General features: G+C 62.1%; 15 protein-coding genes. 8 read left to right on the top strand and 7 right to left on the bottom strand.

Annotation, left to right across the window (positions count from 1 at the left end; genetic code table 11):
- Positions 1–30: 30 nt before the first annotated feature.
- From Q7C33_RS07675 to Q7C33_RS07655, 5 genes are read right to left on the bottom strand one after another with little or no spacing between them, the layout of a single operon-like run.
- Positions 31–1095 (bottom strand): branched-chain amino acid ABC transporter permease, encoded by a 1065-nt coding sequence (locus Q7C33_RS07675; protein WP_407683119.1) that lies wholly within the window; start codon positions 1093–1095, stop codon positions 31–33.
- Positions 1096–1099: 4 nt separating this feature from the next.
- A complete protein-coding gene (locus Q7C33_RS07670) occupies positions 1100–1981 on the bottom strand; it encodes a branched-chain amino acid ABC transporter permease (RefSeq protein WP_407683118.1) in 882 nt (293 codons plus the stop codon).
- Entirely contained in the window at positions 1978–2748 is a 771-nt protein-coding gene (locus Q7C33_RS07665; protein WP_407683117.1) for an ABC transporter ATP-binding protein, read from the bottom strand. Before Q7C33_RS07665 ends, Q7C33_RS07670 begins: the two co-directional genes overlap by 4 nt.
- Positions 2745–3707 carry an AMP-binding protein gene (locus Q7C33_RS07660; RefSeq protein ID WP_407683116.1) on the bottom strand — a complete coding sequence of 321 codons (963 nt, stop codon included), beginning with the start codon at positions 3705–3707 and terminating at the stop codon, positions 2745–2747. Before Q7C33_RS07660 ends, Q7C33_RS07665 begins: the two co-directional genes overlap by 4 nt.
- Positions 3708–3711: 4 nt before the next feature.
- A complete protein-coding gene (locus Q7C33_RS07655; protein ID WP_407683115.1) occupies positions 3712–5130 on the bottom strand; it encodes an LLM class flavin-dependent oxidoreductase in 1419 nt (472 codons plus the stop codon).
- 284 nt (positions 5131–5414) lie between these two features.
- Here Q7C33_RS07655 and Q7C33_RS07650 point away from each other — a divergent pair, with 284 nt between their 5' ends.
- Positions 5415–7052 (top strand): ATP-binding response regulator, encoded by a 1638-nt coding sequence (locus tag Q7C33_RS07650; RefSeq protein WP_407683114.1) that lies wholly within the window; start codon positions 5415–5417, stop codon positions 7050–7052.
- 12 nt (positions 7053–7064) lie between these two features.
- On the opposite strand, the gene Q7C33_RS07645 is transcribed toward Q7C33_RS07650, so the two are convergent.
- Positions 7065–8012 (bottom strand): ABC transporter substrate-binding protein, encoded by a 948-nt coding sequence (locus tag Q7C33_RS07645; RefSeq protein WP_323153866.1) that lies wholly within the window; start codon positions 8010–8012, stop codon positions 7065–7067.
- A gap of 301 nt (positions 8013–8313) precedes the next feature.
- Between Q7C33_RS07645 and Q7C33_RS07640 the strand changes: the two genes are divergently transcribed.
- The 5 genes from Q7C33_RS07640 to Q7C33_RS07620 all read left to right on the top strand — a co-directional run bounded on the left by Q7C33_RS07640 (position 8314) and on the right by Q7C33_RS07620 (position 11860).
- Positions 8314–9306, top strand: coding sequence for an aliphatic sulfonate ABC transporter substrate-binding protein (locus tag Q7C33_RS07640; RefSeq protein ID WP_407683113.1), 993 nt, complete (start codon positions 8314–8316; stop codon positions 9304–9306).
- A gap of 63 nt (positions 9307–9369) precedes the next feature.
- Positions 9370–10215, top strand: coding sequence for an ABC transporter permease (locus tag Q7C33_RS07635; RefSeq protein ID WP_198795800.1), 846 nt, complete (start codon positions 9370–9372; stop codon positions 10213–10215).
- Positions 10216–10218: 3 nt separating this feature from the next.
- Entirely contained in the window at positions 10219–10932 is a 714-nt protein-coding gene (locus tag Q7C33_RS07630; protein ID WP_407683112.1) for an ABC transporter ATP-binding protein, read from the top strand.
- Between the two features lie 122 nt (positions 10933–11054).
- Positions 11055–11216, top strand: a complete 162-nt coding sequence (locus Q7C33_RS07625; RefSeq protein ID WP_198795798.1) for a hypothetical protein — start codon at positions 11055–11057, stop codon at positions 11214–11216.
- A 53-nt stretch (positions 11217–11269) separates the two neighbouring features.
- Entirely contained in the window at positions 11270–11860 is a 591-nt protein-coding gene (locus Q7C33_RS07620) for a helix-turn-helix domain-containing protein (RefSeq protein WP_170866797.1), read from the top strand.
- Between the two features lie 268 nt (positions 11861–12128).
- On the opposite strand, the gene Q7C33_RS07615 is transcribed toward Q7C33_RS07620, so the two are convergent.
- Entirely contained in the window at positions 12129–12638 is a 510-nt protein-coding gene (locus Q7C33_RS07615; RefSeq protein WP_236010238.1) for a hypothetical protein, read from the bottom strand.
- Positions 12639–13086: 448 nt separating this feature from the next.
- Here Q7C33_RS07615 and Q7C33_RS07610 point away from each other — a divergent pair, with 448 nt between their 5' ends.
- On the top strand, positions 13087–13749 hold the full coding sequence (locus Q7C33_RS07610; RefSeq protein WP_198795796.1) for an HD domain-containing protein: 663 nt from the start codon (positions 13087–13089) through the stop codon (positions 13747–13749).
- 129 nt (positions 13750–13878) lie between these two features.
- On the top strand, positions 13879–15579 hold the full coding sequence (locus tag Q7C33_RS07605; RefSeq protein WP_407683111.1) for a molecular chaperone HscC: 1701 nt from the start codon (positions 13879–13881) through the stop codon (positions 15577–15579).
- The last annotated feature ends 2 nt before the right edge of the window (positions 15580–15581 follow it).

Raw genomic sequence — 15581 nt, 5'->3', positions numbered from 1 at the left:
GTCAAGGTTCGTTGGGTTGTAGGTCGGCGCTCAGAACCGCAGCGGCCAGACCCTGATGCGTTCGCGCAGGTCGCCGAGCAGGCGCGCCAGCCCCTCCGGTTCCTTGATCAGGAACCCGATGATCAAGGCGCCGAAGAGCACCTTCTGCAGGTTCTGCAATTGCCCGGCGTCGACGTTGCCGTTGAACAGCCATTGCCCGGCATGGCTGAGCAGGATCGGCACGAGGCTGATGAAGGCCGCGCCGATGAAGCTGCCGGCAATGCTGCCCATGCCGCCGATAATGATGATGAACAGAATCTGGAACGAACGGTTGATGTCGAAGCTGCCCGCGCTGGCTGTTCCCAGGTAAGCGAATGCCCAGAGCGCCCCGGCGATTCCCAGGTAGAACGAACTGACGGCGAAGGCCATGCGCTTGTCGCGCTCCACGGCAATCCCGATCACGGCGGCAGCGGTGTCCATGTCGCGGATCGCCATCCAGTTGCGACCGACCTGGCTGCGCACCAGATTGGCTGCCACCCAGGTCAACAGCACCACGCAACTGAGGGTCAACAGGTAGCGGCCGACCGGCGTCGCCAGGTTATGGCCGAACAGTTCCAGGCGCGGCGCGCTGATGGTGCCGGACGAAGCGTAGTTGTAGAACCACGGGAACTTGGCGAACACCCACTCCAGAAAAAACTGTGAGGCCAGCGTGGTGACCATCAGGTAAAAGCCCTTGATCCTTGAGCTGGGAATGCCGAACAGCAGCCCGACCACCCCGGCAATCACCCCACCGCCCAGCAGCGCCAGTGGCAGCGGCAGGCCCGGCACGCGCAACAGCAGGCCGTAGGTGGCAAACGCCCCCACGGCCATGAAGCCGGCGGCGCCGACCGAGGTCTGGCCGGTGTAGCCCGTCAACAGGTTCAGCCCCAGGCCCGCCAGCGACAGCACCAGGAAGGGAATCAGGATTGCGTTGAGCCAATAGTCGCTGCCCAGCCACGGCAACCCGACAAACGCCACCGACAGCAGCAACAGCAGGCCCGGCCGCCAACGTCGACGCACCAGGGTCAGGGGCGCCTCGTCGAAGCTGGCAGTGAGGCGCGGAACAATAGCAGTCATGGCGTCATACCCGTTCAATGATCCGGTCGCCGAACAGGCCGGCCGGACGGATGTAAAGGAAAATCAAGGCGAGGAAATAGGCGAACCAGGGCGTGATCCCGCCGCCGACCAGTGGGCCAATGTAAGCCTCGGCGAGGTTCTCGGCCGCCCCGACGATCAGCCCGCCGACGATGGCGCCGCCAATCGAGGTGAAGCCGCCGATGATCAGCACCGGCAACGCCTTGAGCACCACCAGCGACAACGAGAACTGCACACCTTGCCGCGCGCCCCAGAGCAACCCGGCGACCAGGCCGACCACCCCGGCCACAGCCCAGACGATCTGCCAGATGCGGTTGAGGTTGATGCCCAGCGACAGTGCCGCACGGGTGTCGTCGGCCACGGCGCGCAGGGCGACACCGATGCGGGTCTTGCTGAACAGCAAGGCCAGCACCGCCACCGTCAGCCCCGACACGCCGGCGGCGATCAGGTCGAACTGGCTGACCATGATCTCGCCCACGAACAGCGGGACGTCCTCGATACCCAGGTCCAGCGCACGTACCTGGGCGCCCATCAGCCCTTGGGCGAGGCCTTCGATGATGAACGACAGGCCAAGGGTGGCCATGAACAGGGTGATCTGCGAACGGTTGACCAGCGGACGCAGCACCAGCCGCTCGATCAACAACGCGCCGACAATCATCACCAACACCGTCAGGACCAACGCCAGGGCGAAAGAAAAACCCTGCTCGCGCAAGCTGACGAAGGTCAGCGCGGCGAACAGCAGCATGGCGCCCTGGGCGAAATTGAACACGCCGCTGGCCTTGTAGATCAGCACGAAACCGATGGCCACCAGGGAATACAGGGTGCCAGCCAACAGTCCGCCGACCAGGGTTTCCAAAAAGAAATTCATGCGTGCGAAACCCCCAGGTAAGCGGCGATCACATCGGGGTTGGCCTGGACTTCAGCGGGCGTGCCGTCACCGACCTTGCGTCCGTAGTCCAGCACCACCACATGACTGGAGAGGCCCATGACCACCTGGATGTCGTGTTCGATGAGAATCACCGTAGTACCCAGGTCGCGATTGATATCGGCGATGAAACGGCTCATCTCCTGTTTCTCCTCAGCGTTCATGCCGGCCATCGGTTCGTCGAGCAACAGCAGGGTCGGTTGCGCGATCAGCGCCCTGCCCAGCTCCACGCGTTTCTGCAGGCCATAGGCGAGGCTGCCCACGGCGACGTCGCGCCAGGCCTGCAACTCGAGGAATTCCAGCACCTGCTCGGCCCGCTCGGCGAACGCCCGCGCCTCGCGCCGGGCTCGCGGCAGGCCCAGGGCCTGTTCGAGGAAAAACGTGCGCTGGAAGCGCGACAGGCCGGTGAGCAGGTTGTCCACCACGCTCATTTTCTTGAACAGCGCATTGTTCTGGAATGTCCGGCCGATACCGAGCCGCGCCGCCTTCAGCGGATGCGGACGGTGCAACGGTTCGGCGGCGAAGAACAACTGGCCGGCATCGGCCCGGTAGACCCCGTTGAGGATGTTCAGCAACGAACTCTTGCCCGCGCCGTTCGGCCCGATCAAGGCGCAGATCTCGCCAAGCCTGACGCTGAACGAAAGATCGGAAATCGCTTTCACGCCGCTGAACGACAGCGATACATTGCGCACCTCCAACAGCGCACTCATGCCGCTCGCTCCAGGTATTCGCGCAACCACGCCGGGCCTTGCCGCACGGCACCTGCGGGCGCGCTCGGCACCTCGATCCGGCGCAGTCGCTGGAAACCGAGCAGGTGCCGCACCCGCGCCTTGAGCCAGCGACGCAGACCACGGCGCGGATCATCCAGGGTCCATTCGCACAATCGTCGGCGCCAACTGTCCGGGGTCGGCAGACGGGCTTCTATTTCCGCCGCCAGCGACTCCACTCGCGCAGCGGACAGCAGCAACGCCGTCGGGGCGATCTCGCGGCGATCGCGGCTGGCCGATTCTCGGGTTTCCGGAAAGGCCAGGCCTTCGCCGCCCTCCAGCCAGCGACGGAACAGGTGCGCCAGTCCATCACGCCATTCGGTGCCTTCATCGATCCACACCACCGCGTCGTCGGCAACCTGGGCCCAGCCCTGGCGCTGCGCTGTCGGCGCCTCGGCGACGAACAGCACCGACAGCGATTGCACCTGCCACAAGCCGCGACGCACCGCGTTGGCCTGGGCTGAATACAAGCGCAGCGACCAATCTTCATCCAGGCCGCATTGCAACCAGTGCGACACGCTTTCGCGGCGCTGGACAAAGGCGAACGCCGGACGGATCAAACGCAACTGGCGTCGCAGATCCTCACCCTGACTGTCGCGGTCGATCACCACGCTGTGCCCATCCAACTGGCGCGCCGCCAATGCCAGGATCAGCAGGCTCGGCTCGAAGGCGCCGCTCAGCGCCAACCGCGCCCCCGGGACAAAACCCTGCTGGCGCAGGCCATCGCAGACACGCTCGACCTCGCGTTGCACATCGATCCATCGCCAGGCCTTCCACACGCCGAGGCGTCGATGACGCAAGGCAATCTGCGTCGGTCGCTCCCTGGCCCAACGTTGCAAGGCGACCAAGGCTTTGTCCGTCACGCTTTCAGGCAGTGGTGCATTGAGTTCGAAGAGGCTCATGCGCTTACTCCTCATCCACCAGGGCCGGCTCGGCGACACGGGTGCGCTGGCCCAGTCGACTCAAGTCCCGATAACCGGCACCCGGGTGGCTGGCGGGCAAGCGCGGGCCGTCACCGAACAGCTTGTCGCGCAGGGTGCCGGGGCGGTATTCGGTCTTGTACGCGCCGCGCTGTTGCAGCTCGGGCACCAGCAGGTCAACCACATCGCGGAAGGTTTCATGGGCCAGCACATAAGCCAGGTTGAAGCCGTCCACATCGGTTTCCTCGACCCAGGCCTGCAACTCGTCGGCGACGGTTTGTGCACTGCCGACGATCAACGGGCCGAAGCCACCGATGCCGACCCAATCGGCCAGTTCCTGGACGGTCCACTGCTTGTCCGGGTCGGCGGTCGAGAATGTCTCCACGGCCGACTGGATGGCGTTGGTATGGATGTGCTTGAGCACCTGGTCGGGTCGGTACTGACCGAAGTCGATGCCGGTCCAACCGGAAATCAGCGCCAGCGCGCCCTCGTAGCTGCTGTAGGATTTCAGCTCCTGCCACTTGGCCTGCGCCTGGGCGTCGGCCTCGTCGACAATCACCGTTTGCAAGTTGAAGATCAGCACTTTGCGCGGATCGCGCCCGGCCTCGGCGGCACGCCGGCGGATATCGGCCACGGTCTTTTTCAGGATGACCTTGGACGGCGCCGCGACGAATACGCACTCCGCATGCCCGGCAGCAAAGTCCTTGCCGCGACTCGATGCCCCCGCTTGATAGAGCACCGGCGTGCGCTGCGGCGACGGCTCGCAAAGATGGATGCCCGGGACCTGGAAATGCTTGCCCTGATGACGGATCTCGTGGACTTTGCTCGGGTCGCTGAAGATGCCGCGCTCCCGGTCGCGCACCACCGCGCCCTCCTCCCAACTGCCTTCGAACAGTTTGTAGAGCACCTCGAGGTATTCGTCGGCGTAGTCATAGCGCGCATCGTGATCGCTGAGCGCCTTCTGCCCGAGATTGCGCGCCCCGCTGTCGAGGTAGGACGTGACGATGTTCCAACCGATCCGCCCCTTGGTCAGGTGGTCCAACGTGGACAGGCGACGGGCAAAGGGATAGGGATGTTCGAAGGTCAACGAGGCAGTCAGGCCGAAGCCCAGGTGCTCGGTCACCAAGGCCATCGGCGTGATCAACGCCAGTGGGTCATTGACCGGGACTTGGGTCGCCTGGCGGATGGCGGCGTCGCCATTGCCGCCGAGCACATCGTAAATACCGATGACATCAGCGATGAAGATACCGTCGAACTTGCCGCGCTCCAGCAACTTGGCCAAGTCGGTCCAGTAATCGAGGTCCTTGTACTGCCAGGCCCGGTCCTTGGGGTGTCGCCAGAGCCCCGGAGACTGATGACCGACGCAGTTCATCTCGAAGGCATTCAAACGAATTTCACGTGGCATGGAAACTCCTGCTCGATAGATTCAGCACCCAGTCCCGGTGCTCTTTACTGTTCTATCAACACGATTCATGCCAAGAAAATTGTCCTTTAGATTTCAATCAGTTAGATATTTTCCCAGCCAGCAAGGGTGCTGGTTCATCCATAGAGATGTTGATCAGCTGTTCGGTGGCAAACAGTGGCCTGCTCGTTGGAAAAACCCGCAGGAGTCTCCCGACTCGGCTGTCCATGCAGAGGGAGCCGCTACGCTTGCCCAGGTCAGCAGCGGCTCATGGAGTTCGAAAGCCAATGGAGAAGAACAGTGAACTTGACCAGGCCACCCTGCGCCTGACCGTCAGCGCCTGCGCGCTGTTGTATATCGTCGTGCTGGTCGGCCTCGATCCGGACGCCGCCACGCGTTACGCCCCCATCATCATCTACATCGTCACGTTCATCTTCGCCTCGGTGTTCCTGCGCATGGCAATCAAGCGCTGGCCAGGGCATTTCTTCTGGCGGCGTCTTTTCGCCATGTTGCATGACTACACCGGTATTGCGTTCGCCATGGTGCTGGGGGGCGAAGGCGCGTTGCCGATCTATGCAGCGCTGCTCTGGGTCACCCTGGGCAATGGCATGCGCTTCGGCTCGCGCTACCTAGCCCTGGCAACGGTCATTGCACTGTCGACCTTGGTGCTGATTTTCTGGCTCAACCCCTTCTGGCACACGCAGCCCTACATGTTCCTGATGCTGATCGTCACGACCATCGTGGTGCCGGCCTATGCGCACATCCTGCTCAAACGCACACGCATCGCCTCCGAAGAGGCGATTGCCGCCAACCAGGAGAAATCGCGATTCCTGGCACAGGCGAGCCATGACTTGCGCCAGCCGATCCATTCCATTGGCCTGTTCACCGCGTGCCTGAGGGACGCCAGACTGGGCCTGGAGGAGCTGCGGCTGGTGGACAACATCGACCGCTCGCTGCACACCGTGTCGCAACTGTTCCGCTCGATCCTCGACATTTACACCCTGGATCACGGCAAGTGGGCACCGCAGGCTGACACTGTCCACTTGGGCGCCTTGCTGCAAGACGTCGTCAAGCAGAACACCGAGGCCGCGCGCTGGGCCGGCGTCGAGCTACGCCTGCGCGCCTGTCCCTATTGGGTCAACGTCAATCCAGGAATGCTGACCACCATGGTCCAGAACCTGTTGTCCAACGCCCTCAAATATGCGCCGGGGCAACCGGTATTGATCGGCGTGCGGCGCCAGGGCAAGGGCCTGGCCGTGGTGATCTACGACAAGGGACGCGGCATCGCCAGTGAGCATCTTCCTGAGGTATTCAAGGAGTTTTATCGCGTGCGCCATGTCCGCGACAAAGACGTCGAGGGGCTTGGCCTCGGCCTGTCCATCGTCAAGCGCATCAGCCAGTTGCTCAATGTCGACATCCACATCCGCTCGACAGTCGGCCAAGGCACCAAGGTGGCGATCAGCGGCCTGGAGCAAGCGGCACCCCGCGCCTCGGCGCCCAGGGTCTCCGGTGCCCGTGACCGCTTGAACGGATTACGGGTGTGCCTGGTGGAAGACGACGCCAACGTCCTGATGGCGACGTCCGCGCTGCTCGAGAAGTGGGGTTGCGATGTGCAAGGTCACAGTGACGGCGAAGGCTTGTCCAGCGACTGCGACATCGTGATCGCCGACTTTGACCTGGGCACCAAGGTCTCCGGTGCCGAGTGCATCGCCGCGATACGCGCCCAACGCGGCTGGGAAGTCCCGGCGCTGGTGATCACCGGACACGACATCGAGCGGATCCGCCAGTCCCTGCAAAACATGAATGTCTCGGTGCTGGCCAAACCCGTACGCCCGCCGGAGCTGCGAGCGGTATTGCTTGAGCAGCTCAAGGCCATGGATCGCCAGGGCGAGGCTCCAGCCAAGGCGTCCTCGGAACCGGATTGAAAGTCCGGGTGGTCAATGACTGAAGGCTTGGCTGAAAGACGTGTCGATAATTCCAGCAGTGGCCAACGGAGCCGGCAGGGCCTTGACCTTGAACAGGAAGTCCGCCGTGCTCTGCAGGTCGGCGGCGGCCTGCGGGTCTACCGGACCGACATTCATGTGGGCCTGGCGCAACCAATGGCGCGAAACGTCCTGGTCCAGATTGGCTTTCTTCGCCCAGAGGTCGGCGTATTGATCGGTATGGTTGTCGACCCAGGCGCGGGCCTGCTTCACGCGACCGAGGAAGTCGGCGATGGCTTCGCGCTTGTTGTCGATGGCCGGCGTCGAGGCGGCAATGGCGCTGAGGCCGGGCATCAGGTTCTTCGCCGTCAGGATCGGCCGGGCGCCGGAGAACAGGATCTGTTGCGAGATGTAGGGTTCCCACACCGGAAAGGCGTCGATGCTGCCCTGGGGCAAGGCGGCGGCCGCATCGATGGGCATCAGCTTGATGAACTCGACGTGGTTGTCGGGCAAGCCGGCCTGCTCCAAGGCGCGCAGCGTCAGTTGCTGGCTCCAGGCGCCGGGCCAATAGGCGATCTTCTTGCCCTTGAGGTCGGCGATGGTCTTGACCGGCGAGTCCTTGGGCACCAGTAGCGCAATGGTGTCCGGGTTCTGCCGCGAGACACCGATCAGCTTCACCGGTGCCTGTTTGGCAGCCAGGAACAGAAAGCCCGAGTCGCCGAGGAAACCCAGGTCCAGGTCACCGGTATTCAGCGCCTCGGCCAGGGGCGCAGCGGCTTGGAAGTGTTTCCAGTCGACACGATAAGGGGCGCCTTCCAGCACGCCCGAGGCCTCCACCGAAGCCCTGACGTTGTAGTAGTTCTGGTCGCCGACGTGCAGCACCAGCGGCTCGCCAGCCTGGGCCAAAGGGGTGGCGAACAATGTGCTGAAAAGCAAACGACGCAGGGATCGGGTGAACGTCATGACAGCATTTCCTGGATGATTTTTTAGAACATAGCGCTCCTATCAATTCCTTTAGAAATTCTTTTAGCGCATAAGCTCATAGTCATAATTCAGCCAGTGTTCATGGGGCAACAGCACCGCAACAGACTGTTCGCCGATCAACATTTCCTCTGATGCCTTGCGCATTGCCAGTGCCCGTTGGCCGTCCTTTCGAGGCTGTGGCACAGAGCCTGCATTATTCCTTTAAGACGCGATTTTTCTCGCCGTCCGATCTTTCGGAAATAAGAACATTGCTTTCTCACCGCCTTGTCTGGAGCTTTCCATGAAACTCGCCCTCCGTTTCTCCCTGGCCCACGCTAGACAGCTGATCAGCGCCTGCGCCCTGGCGCTGGCCGTGCCGTCCATGGTCCAGGCCGCCGAAAGTCCTCCGGCCGAAGTGCACCTGGACTACGCCTATTACTCGCCGGTCAGCCTGGTGCTCAAGCACTTCGGTTACCTGGAAAAAGCCCTGCCCCAGACCAAGGTGAGCTGGGTCTTGAGCCAGGGCAGCAATCGTTCGCTGGAATACCTCAACAGCGGCGGCGTCGACTTCGCATCGTCCGCCAGCCTCGCCGCGGTGTTGAGCCGAGCCAATGGCAGCCCGATCAAGTCGGTGTATGTCTACAGCCGCGCCGAATGGACAGCGCTGGTGGTGCGCAAGGATTCGCCCTACCAGACGATCGCCGACCTCAAGGGCAAGAAGATCGCCGCCACCAAGGGCACCGATCCCTACCTGTTCACCCTGCGCAGCCTGCAACAAGCCGGGCTGAAGAAAGACGATGTGGAACTGGTGCACCTGCAGCATCCGGACGGGCGCACCGCACTGGAAAAAGGTGACGTCGACGCCTGGGCCGGTCTCGATCCGCACATGGCCGCCAGCGAAGTCCAGGCCGGATCGCGCCTGCTGTATCGCAATTCCGCTTTCAACAGCTACGGCGTGGTCAGCGTCACGGAGAAATACGCCCAAGAGCATCCGCAGACCATCGACACCGTGATCGCCGCCTACGAACAGGCCCGGACGTGGTCGGTGGAGCATCCGCAAGAACTGGCCAAACTGCTGGCCGACGAATCCGGGCTGCCGCTGGAGGTTGCCAAGCTGCAACTGTCACGCACCGACCTGGGCAGCCCGCAGCTGAGTGCCAAGGATGTGTTGGCTTCCAAGGCGGCCGCTCCGATCCTGGTCTCCGAGGAATTGGTACGGCGCGGGGTGAACGTCGACCAGGTGATCGATCAACTGCTCGACACCGGCCGCCAGCAAGCCGTCGCCCGTCAATAACCCCTAGCCCAGGCGACAACCGATCCGCGCCTGGCGCGGATTCGGCATTGCCGGAGAATCGCCATGAGCAGCAACAGCAAAGACCTCTCCAACCCACACCTGGCCCTGTCCCCAGCGGACAGAACGCCGCTGTTCGATTCCGATCGCTGGCGACTGCGCCTCAAGGGATTGGCCCTGCCGGTGCTGATCATCGTGTTGCTGGAGATCATCGTGCGCATCGGTTGGCTGCCCGCCTACCAGATGCCGGCCCCCAGCGAGATCGCCCTGACCCTTGGCGAACTGGCCGAAGGCGCCCTGTGGAAGCACATCAGCGCCAGCCTGCTGCGCGTGCTACTGGGCTTTGCCATCGGTGCCAGCCTGGCGTTGGTCTTCGCCGCCTGGGTTGGCCTGAGTCGGGAAGCCGAAGCCTACCTGGAACCGACCTTCGCGGGCCTGCGCTCGATCCCCAGCCTGGCCTGGGTGCCGTTGCTCCTGCTGTGGCTGGGCATCGACGAAACCTCCAAAGTGGTGCTGATCGCCATCGGCGCGTTCTTTCCGGTGTACCTCAATGGCGTGGCGGCGATTCGCAACATCGACCGCAAGCTGGTGGAAGTCGGCCACATGTATGGTTTCAGCCGTCGCCGCCTGGTGCGGCGGATTCTCCTGCCTGCCGCCCTGCCCGGCCTGTTCACCGGGTTGCGCAGCGGCATGAGCCTGGCCTGGATGTTCCTCGTGGCCGCCGAACTGATCGCCGCGACCAAAGGCCTGGGCTATCTGCTCAGCGATGGTCGCGAAACCTCGCGCCCGGACATCGTGCTGGCGGCGATCATCGTGCTCGCCGTGCTGGGAAAGCTCAGCGACGGCCTCCTCGCCGGCCTGGAGAAACGCTTCCTGGCCTGGCGCGACACTTTCAACGGCACCGAGGACTGAGCCATGCCCCAAGCCCTGCTGGACATTCACGTGGCGCGCAAGAGCTTCGCGACCACCACCGTGCTCAACGACATCCACCTGCAACTGCAGCCTCGGGAAACCGTGAGCCTGCTGGGCCCCAGCGGCTGCGGCAAAAGCACCTTGCTGCGCATCGTTGCCGGCCTGGAAAAAGAGTTCGAAGGGCAACTGCTCAGCCACACCGAACAGTTGGCCTTTGTGTTCCAGGAACCGCGGTTGATGCCCTGGCTGACGGTGCAACAGAACATCGGCTTCAGCGACGATGACCGCTATGACAAAGCCTGGGTCGCGCAGTTGATCGAAGAAGTTGGCCTCAGCGACTTTGCCGACGCCTTGCCCAAGGCGTTGTCCGGTGGCATGGCGCAACGGGTGGCGATTGCCCGCGGCCTGTATTCGCGGCCGCGGGTGCTGCTGCTGGACGAGCCCTTCAGCGCCGTGGACGCTTTCACCCGGATGAAACTGCAAGACCTGTTGCTGCAACTGGCCGAGCGTCACGCTATCGCCCTGCTGCTGGTAACGCACGATGTCGACGAGGCGCTGTACCTGAGCGACCGGGTCCTGGTCATGGACAATCGCCCCAGCCGCATTCGCCAGGAACTGGCGGTGCAACTGCCGCACCCACGCGATCGGCGTGACCCGTTGCTGGCCAGGCTCAAGGCATTGGCGCTGACTGAGTTGCACCGGGCTCACGTAATTTAATCAGGGCGCTTCGCTAAGCATTTAAAAGTATTAACAAATAAATAATCAGTATTTATGGTTATAAACATAACCACGTACTCTCAGCTCATCCCGTCCCATTGGTCACGACAGTGAAGTGCCTTATGAAACCGACTGACAACGTTATCGATTGCGTCCAATTCCGCAAACGCAAGCAGGCCCAGCAACGGGCCCGGGCCATGTGGGAAATGTACGCGCGTAATGCCGGTTACCAGGCGTTCCAGTGGGTCCAGGCATCCCAGTCGACCGCGACGTACCAGGCGTGAGCGCCCAGGAACCCTCGCGCTTTTTGGCGAGCACCGACGAACCCGAAGTGGATCTGAACAATCTGGAAGCCTTGGATGAGGATCCGATCTGCGAACGGGTCGCGCAAAACTTGCAACGCCTGCGCGGCAAGCGACACTTGTCCCTCGACGCCCTTGCCCGCCAGTGCGGGGTTAGCCGGGCCATGCTGGCCCAGATCGAATCCGGACGCAGCGTGCCGTCGATCAAGGTGCTGTGCAAAATCGCCAAGGGTTTGAAGGTATCGGTCGCCGCATTCCTCGAACACCGTGCGTTCGAAGGCGTGGCGGTGCTGTCGGTCAGCCAGAGCAAACGCCTGGTCAGCGCCAGTGGTGCCTTCGTCAGTCGCGCCCTGTTCCCGTTCGACGTGGCACGCCAATCGGAATTCTACGAACTGCGCCTGGGCCCCTTGGGCGAGGACCAGTCCGAAGGGCACGGGCCTGGCGTGCAGGAGAACCTGGTGGTGTCCCAGGGTGTGTTGGAGATCAGTGTCAACGACGAGCGCTACCTGCTTTCCACGGGTGATTCGATTCTGTTCTACGCCGACCAGCCACACCGATATCGCAACCCGGCCGACAGTGAAGCAGTGGCGTACCTGGTGGTCACCTATCCGGAACGCCTGGACTGAAGACGAACATGCAAAAAGCCCGGCATTAACGCCTAGATGCTGTTCAAGGCACTCGACAAACCCGTGGCGAGGGAGCTTGCTCCCGCTGGGCCGCGCTTGTAGGAGCTGCCGAGCGAAGCGAGGCTGCGATCTTTCCAATGACACTCGAATCCCAAGCGAAAGATCAAAAGATCGCAGGCTTCGCCAGCTCCTTCAGAGCCGAGCGGGAGCAAGCTCCCTCGCCACAATGGATCGTGCCCGCGTCGAGAGCGAACCAGCCCGGTTGTCATCAGCAGGTGCAGCACATCATCGGCATGCCATTGCAGCTCATCATCATCGGCATGCTGCAGTCGCCCATCATCTTCATCATCAACGCGCAGCAGTTTTTCATCATGTCCATGTTCATGCCGGCCATCGGCATGACTTTGCACATCATGCAGTCCGCCATCACCGTGCTTTCCATCACGCACTTCATCGACGGCATCGGCATGCCCATCATCGGCATTGGCATCATCATGCTCGCCATCGGCATGGCCGTGCTCACCGGGGACATGCACATCATGCTCATGTTGCCGCAGTGCATCATCATCGGCATGCCGCAGTTCATCATCATCTGCATCATGTCGGCGCTGTTCTTGAACATGGCCATGTCCATGCCGGCAGCGGGCATCATCTTGCACATCATGCCGTCATCCATCATTTCGCAGGTCATGGTCGCCATCATCATCGGCATGCCCATCATCGGCATCATCGGCATGTTGGCGTTCATCGGCATTGGCATCTGCATGGCGTTCATCATGGTGGTGTTCCCTGTAGGTTCGAGAGTCGGACAAGCTGATGGGGGCGGATTCTAAGGATTGGCCCGGGCCCGACAAGATGGCGATCGAACAGCAGGAATGAACGTTCAAGCAGGCTTACCGGAGTGACGCGCGCCAAGCCTTCTGTTATTGCACGTCTTTCGCTCTCATTGCAGACAGTAAGTAAACGACAGCGTCGATTTCCCGGTCATGGGTATGCCATCCAACGCTATATAAATAACCGTAAGAAATAATCGATCTAAACTCGCATACCGGCCGGACGCACGACCCGGCGGGGTCCGAGATAGGCGCGTCCCATTCCTGGCCCGACTCAAAGCCCTCGCCCCCAATGAACTGCAGAACTTGCCAATGACGGAACGATTGCGAGAATCTCCGCCACATGCAGCGATGGCTTTCAGTTGCTTAAAGAATTGACGCAGAGGAACAATCATGACGGAGCTGCCAGATGGGAGCGATCACGACGCAGCGTCCGACGACGTGAGCCTTGCCGCCTGGACTCGGGTCTGGGCGGATCTCGGCGTCAGGCACGCACCGCTAGAGACGTTTGAAGAACTCATTCGACACTATTGCGAGCCACACCGCGCTTATCACAACCGCCAGCATCTAGCGGAGTGCCTCCACGTACGGCGACGCGTCAATGCCGCTTGCCAGGCACCCGCCGAAGTTGACCTCGCGCTATGGTTTCATGACGCGATCTACGACCCCCTTCGCACCGACAACGAGCTGCGCAGTGCACAGTGGTTGGACGACGTGGCACGGGATAACGGACTGGACGAGGAAACACGACGCAGGCTTTACGACCTGGTCATGGTGACACGGCACGACGGTGCCCCAGCGACGGCAGACGAGGCGGTGCTGGTGGATACTGACCTGGCGATCCTGGGGGCCTCCTTCGAGCGGTTTGAGGAATACGACCGGCAAATCCGCCTTGAATACCAATACGTGCCCCTGCCTATGTACCGTCAGAAGCGGCGCCAGGTTCTGGAGCGTTTCCTGGCGCGTGAGCGTATCTACACGACCCCCTTGTATTTCGAGGCATTCGAGCAGCAGGCACGGGAAAATCTCGCCCGGGCTATCCCCCGCCTTGATTGAAAACCGGATTCAAGCGTCAACGTGATTCGTCTTCAAGGTTTTTCAGTCATTCGCCGATACAGGCCTGATAAACTGACCGGCTCGCCGATAGCCCATCGCGGCGCAACGACTCAAGGAGTTCCAACGGACATGATTGTCGGCATTGACCTGGGCACCACCCATAGCCTTATCGCAGCATGGCGCGACGGCGCGGCGCAACTGGTGCCCAACGCGTTGGGCGAGTGGCTGACACCGAGCGTGGTCGGCCTGGACGATGAAGGCCGCGTCATGGTGGGCCGCACGGCCCTGGAGCGCTTGCAAACGCACCCCCGACTCACCGCCTCGCTTTTCAAGCGCTACATGGGCAGCGCCCGTCTCACCACCTTGGGCAACCAGCAGTTCCGGGCCGAGGAGCTCTCGGCCATGGTGCTACGCAGCTTGCGCGAGGATGCCGAGCGGCATTTCGGCGAACCGGTGGAAGAGGCCATCATCAGCGTTCCCGCCTATTTCAGCGATGCCCAGCGCAAGGCCACGCGAATCGCCGGCGAGCTGGCCGGATTCAAGGTCGAGCGACTGATCAATGAACCCACCGCGGCCGCACTCGCCTATGGCTTGCACCGGCGAGACACTGCCAGCACTTTCCTGATATTCGACCTTGGCGGCGGGACGTTCGACGTGTCGATCCTGGAGCTGTTCGAAGGGATCATGGAAGTGCGCGCCAGTGCTGGCGACAACTTCCTTGGCGGAGAAGATTTCGACACGCTGCTGGTCCAGGATTTCGTTGCCGCACAGGCAGGCAACAACGAGGCGCCGCTGGCCCTTGGAGACCCACAGCTCTACGGCCGGCTGCGCCGTGAAGCTGAACGCGTGCGCAAATCCCTGGGCCAGGAGTCAAGCGCAACGTTCGCAATACGCCAGGGCGAGCGCGAATGGCGTCGCGAATACACCCAGGCCAGCCTGACCGACCTTTATGCGCCCCTGTTCAGCCGTCTTCGAGCCCCTATCGAGACCGCGTTGCGAGATGCCCGCATCCGCGCCGGCGAGCTGGACGAAGTGTTGCTGGTGGGCGGCACCACCCGCATGCCGTTGGTACGCAAACTGGCCGCCAGCCTGTTCGGACGCTTTCCCTCTATCCAGCTCAACCCCGATGAAGCCGTGGCGTTGGGCGCAGCGGTGCAGGCAGGCCTGAAAAGCCGCGACGCGGCACTTGAAGAAATCGTGCTCACCGATGTCTGCCCGTACTCCCTGGGCATCGAAATTGCGGTTGAGTTTGGCGGCAAGCTCGAAAGCGGGCATTACCTGCCGATCATCGAACGCAACTGCGTGGTGCCCGTGAGCAAGGTCAAGCGCGTCTTCACACTTCAGGACCAGCAAAAGGTCGTGCTGCTGAAGGTCTATCAAGGCGAAAGCCGTCGGGTCACTGAAAACATTCTCTTGGGCGAATTGGAAATTCCCGTGCCGCCCATGGCTGCCGGAGAGGTGGGGATCGATGTGCGCTTCACTTACGACACCAACGGTCTGCTGGAGACCGATGCGCAGACCGTCCAGACCGGTGAACGGCGCAACCTGGTGATCGCCAATAACGCCGGCGTGCTGGATAGCGAAGAAATCGGCCGGCGTCTCAAGGCCTTGGAAACGCTGAAGATCCACCCACGCAACGAACAACCCAACACCTTGCTGATCGCCCGGCTGGAACGTCTCTACCAGGAAAGCCGCGGTGAGCTGCGCCAACGAATCGATGAGTTGGCGACCCGCTTCGGCCAGATGCTCGAAACCCAGGAATTGCATGACATCCGGGCACTGCGGATGCAGATCAGCGCCCAGCTCGACAGCTTGGAAGAAGGTGTCTGACG

This window comes from Pseudomonas sp. BP11-1-1, assembly GCF_052112105.1.
Lineage (GTDB): Bacteria > Pseudomonadota > Gammaproteobacteria > Pseudomonadales > Pseudomonadaceae > Aquipseudomonas > Aquipseudomonas alvandae.
This window is presented reverse-complemented; position numbering and strand designations above follow the sequence as displayed.

What these genes read in the sequence shown, in the direction of transcription:
- Q7C33_RS07675 (WP_407683119.1), bottom strand. Translation starts at nt 1,095, where the DNA reads ATGACTGCTATTGTTCCGCGCCTCACTGCCAGCTTCGACGAGGCGCCC.
- Q7C33_RS07670 (WP_407683118.1), bottom strand. Translation starts at nt 1,981, where the DNA reads ATGAATTTCTTTTTGGAAACCCTGGTCGGCGGACTGTTGGCTGGCACC.
- Q7C33_RS07665 (WP_407683117.1), bottom strand. Translation starts at nt 2,748, where the DNA reads ATGAGTGCGCTGTTGGAGGTGCGCAATGTATCGCTGTCGTTCAGCGGC.
- Q7C33_RS07660 (WP_407683116.1), bottom strand. Translation starts at nt 3,707, where the DNA reads ATGAGCCTCTTCGAACTCAATGCACCACTGCCTGAAAGCGTGACGGAC.
- Q7C33_RS07655 (WP_407683115.1), bottom strand. Translation starts at nt 5,130, where the DNA reads ATGCCACGTGAAATTCGTTTGAATGCCTTCGAGATGAACTGCGTCGGT.
- Q7C33_RS07650 (WP_407683114.1), top strand. Translation starts at nt 5,415, where the DNA reads ATGGAGAAGAACAGTGAACTTGACCAGGCCACCCTGCGCCTGACCGTC.
- Q7C33_RS07645 (WP_323153866.1), bottom strand. Translation starts at nt 8,012, where the DNA reads ATGACGTTCACCCGATCCCTGCGTCGTTTGCTTTTCAGCACATTGTTC.
- Q7C33_RS07640 (WP_407683113.1), top strand. Translation starts at nt 8,314, where the DNA reads ATGAAACTCGCCCTCCGTTTCTCCCTGGCCCACGCTAGACAGCTGATC.
- Q7C33_RS07635 (WP_198795800.1), top strand. Translation starts at nt 9,370, where the DNA reads ATGAGCAGCAACAGCAAAGACCTCTCCAACCCACACCTGGCCCTGTCC.
- Q7C33_RS07630 (WP_407683112.1), top strand. Translation starts at nt 10,219, where the DNA reads ATGCCCCAAGCCCTGCTGGACATTCACGTGGCGCGCAAGAGCTTCGCG.
- Q7C33_RS07625 (WP_198795798.1), top strand. Translation starts at nt 11,055, where the DNA reads ATGAAACCGACTGACAACGTTATCGATTGCGTCCAATTCCGCAAACGC.
- Q7C33_RS07615 (WP_236010238.1), bottom strand. Translation starts at nt 12,638, where the DNA reads ATGATGAACGCCATGCAGATGCCAATGCCGATGAACGCCAACATGCCG.
- Q7C33_RS07610 (WP_198795796.1), top strand. Translation starts at nt 13,087, where the DNA reads ATGACGGAGCTGCCAGATGGGAGCGATCACGACGCAGCGTCCGACGAC.
- Q7C33_RS07605 (WP_407683111.1), top strand. Translation starts at nt 13,879, where the DNA reads ATGATTGTCGGCATTGACCTGGGCACCACCCATAGCCTTATCGCAGCA.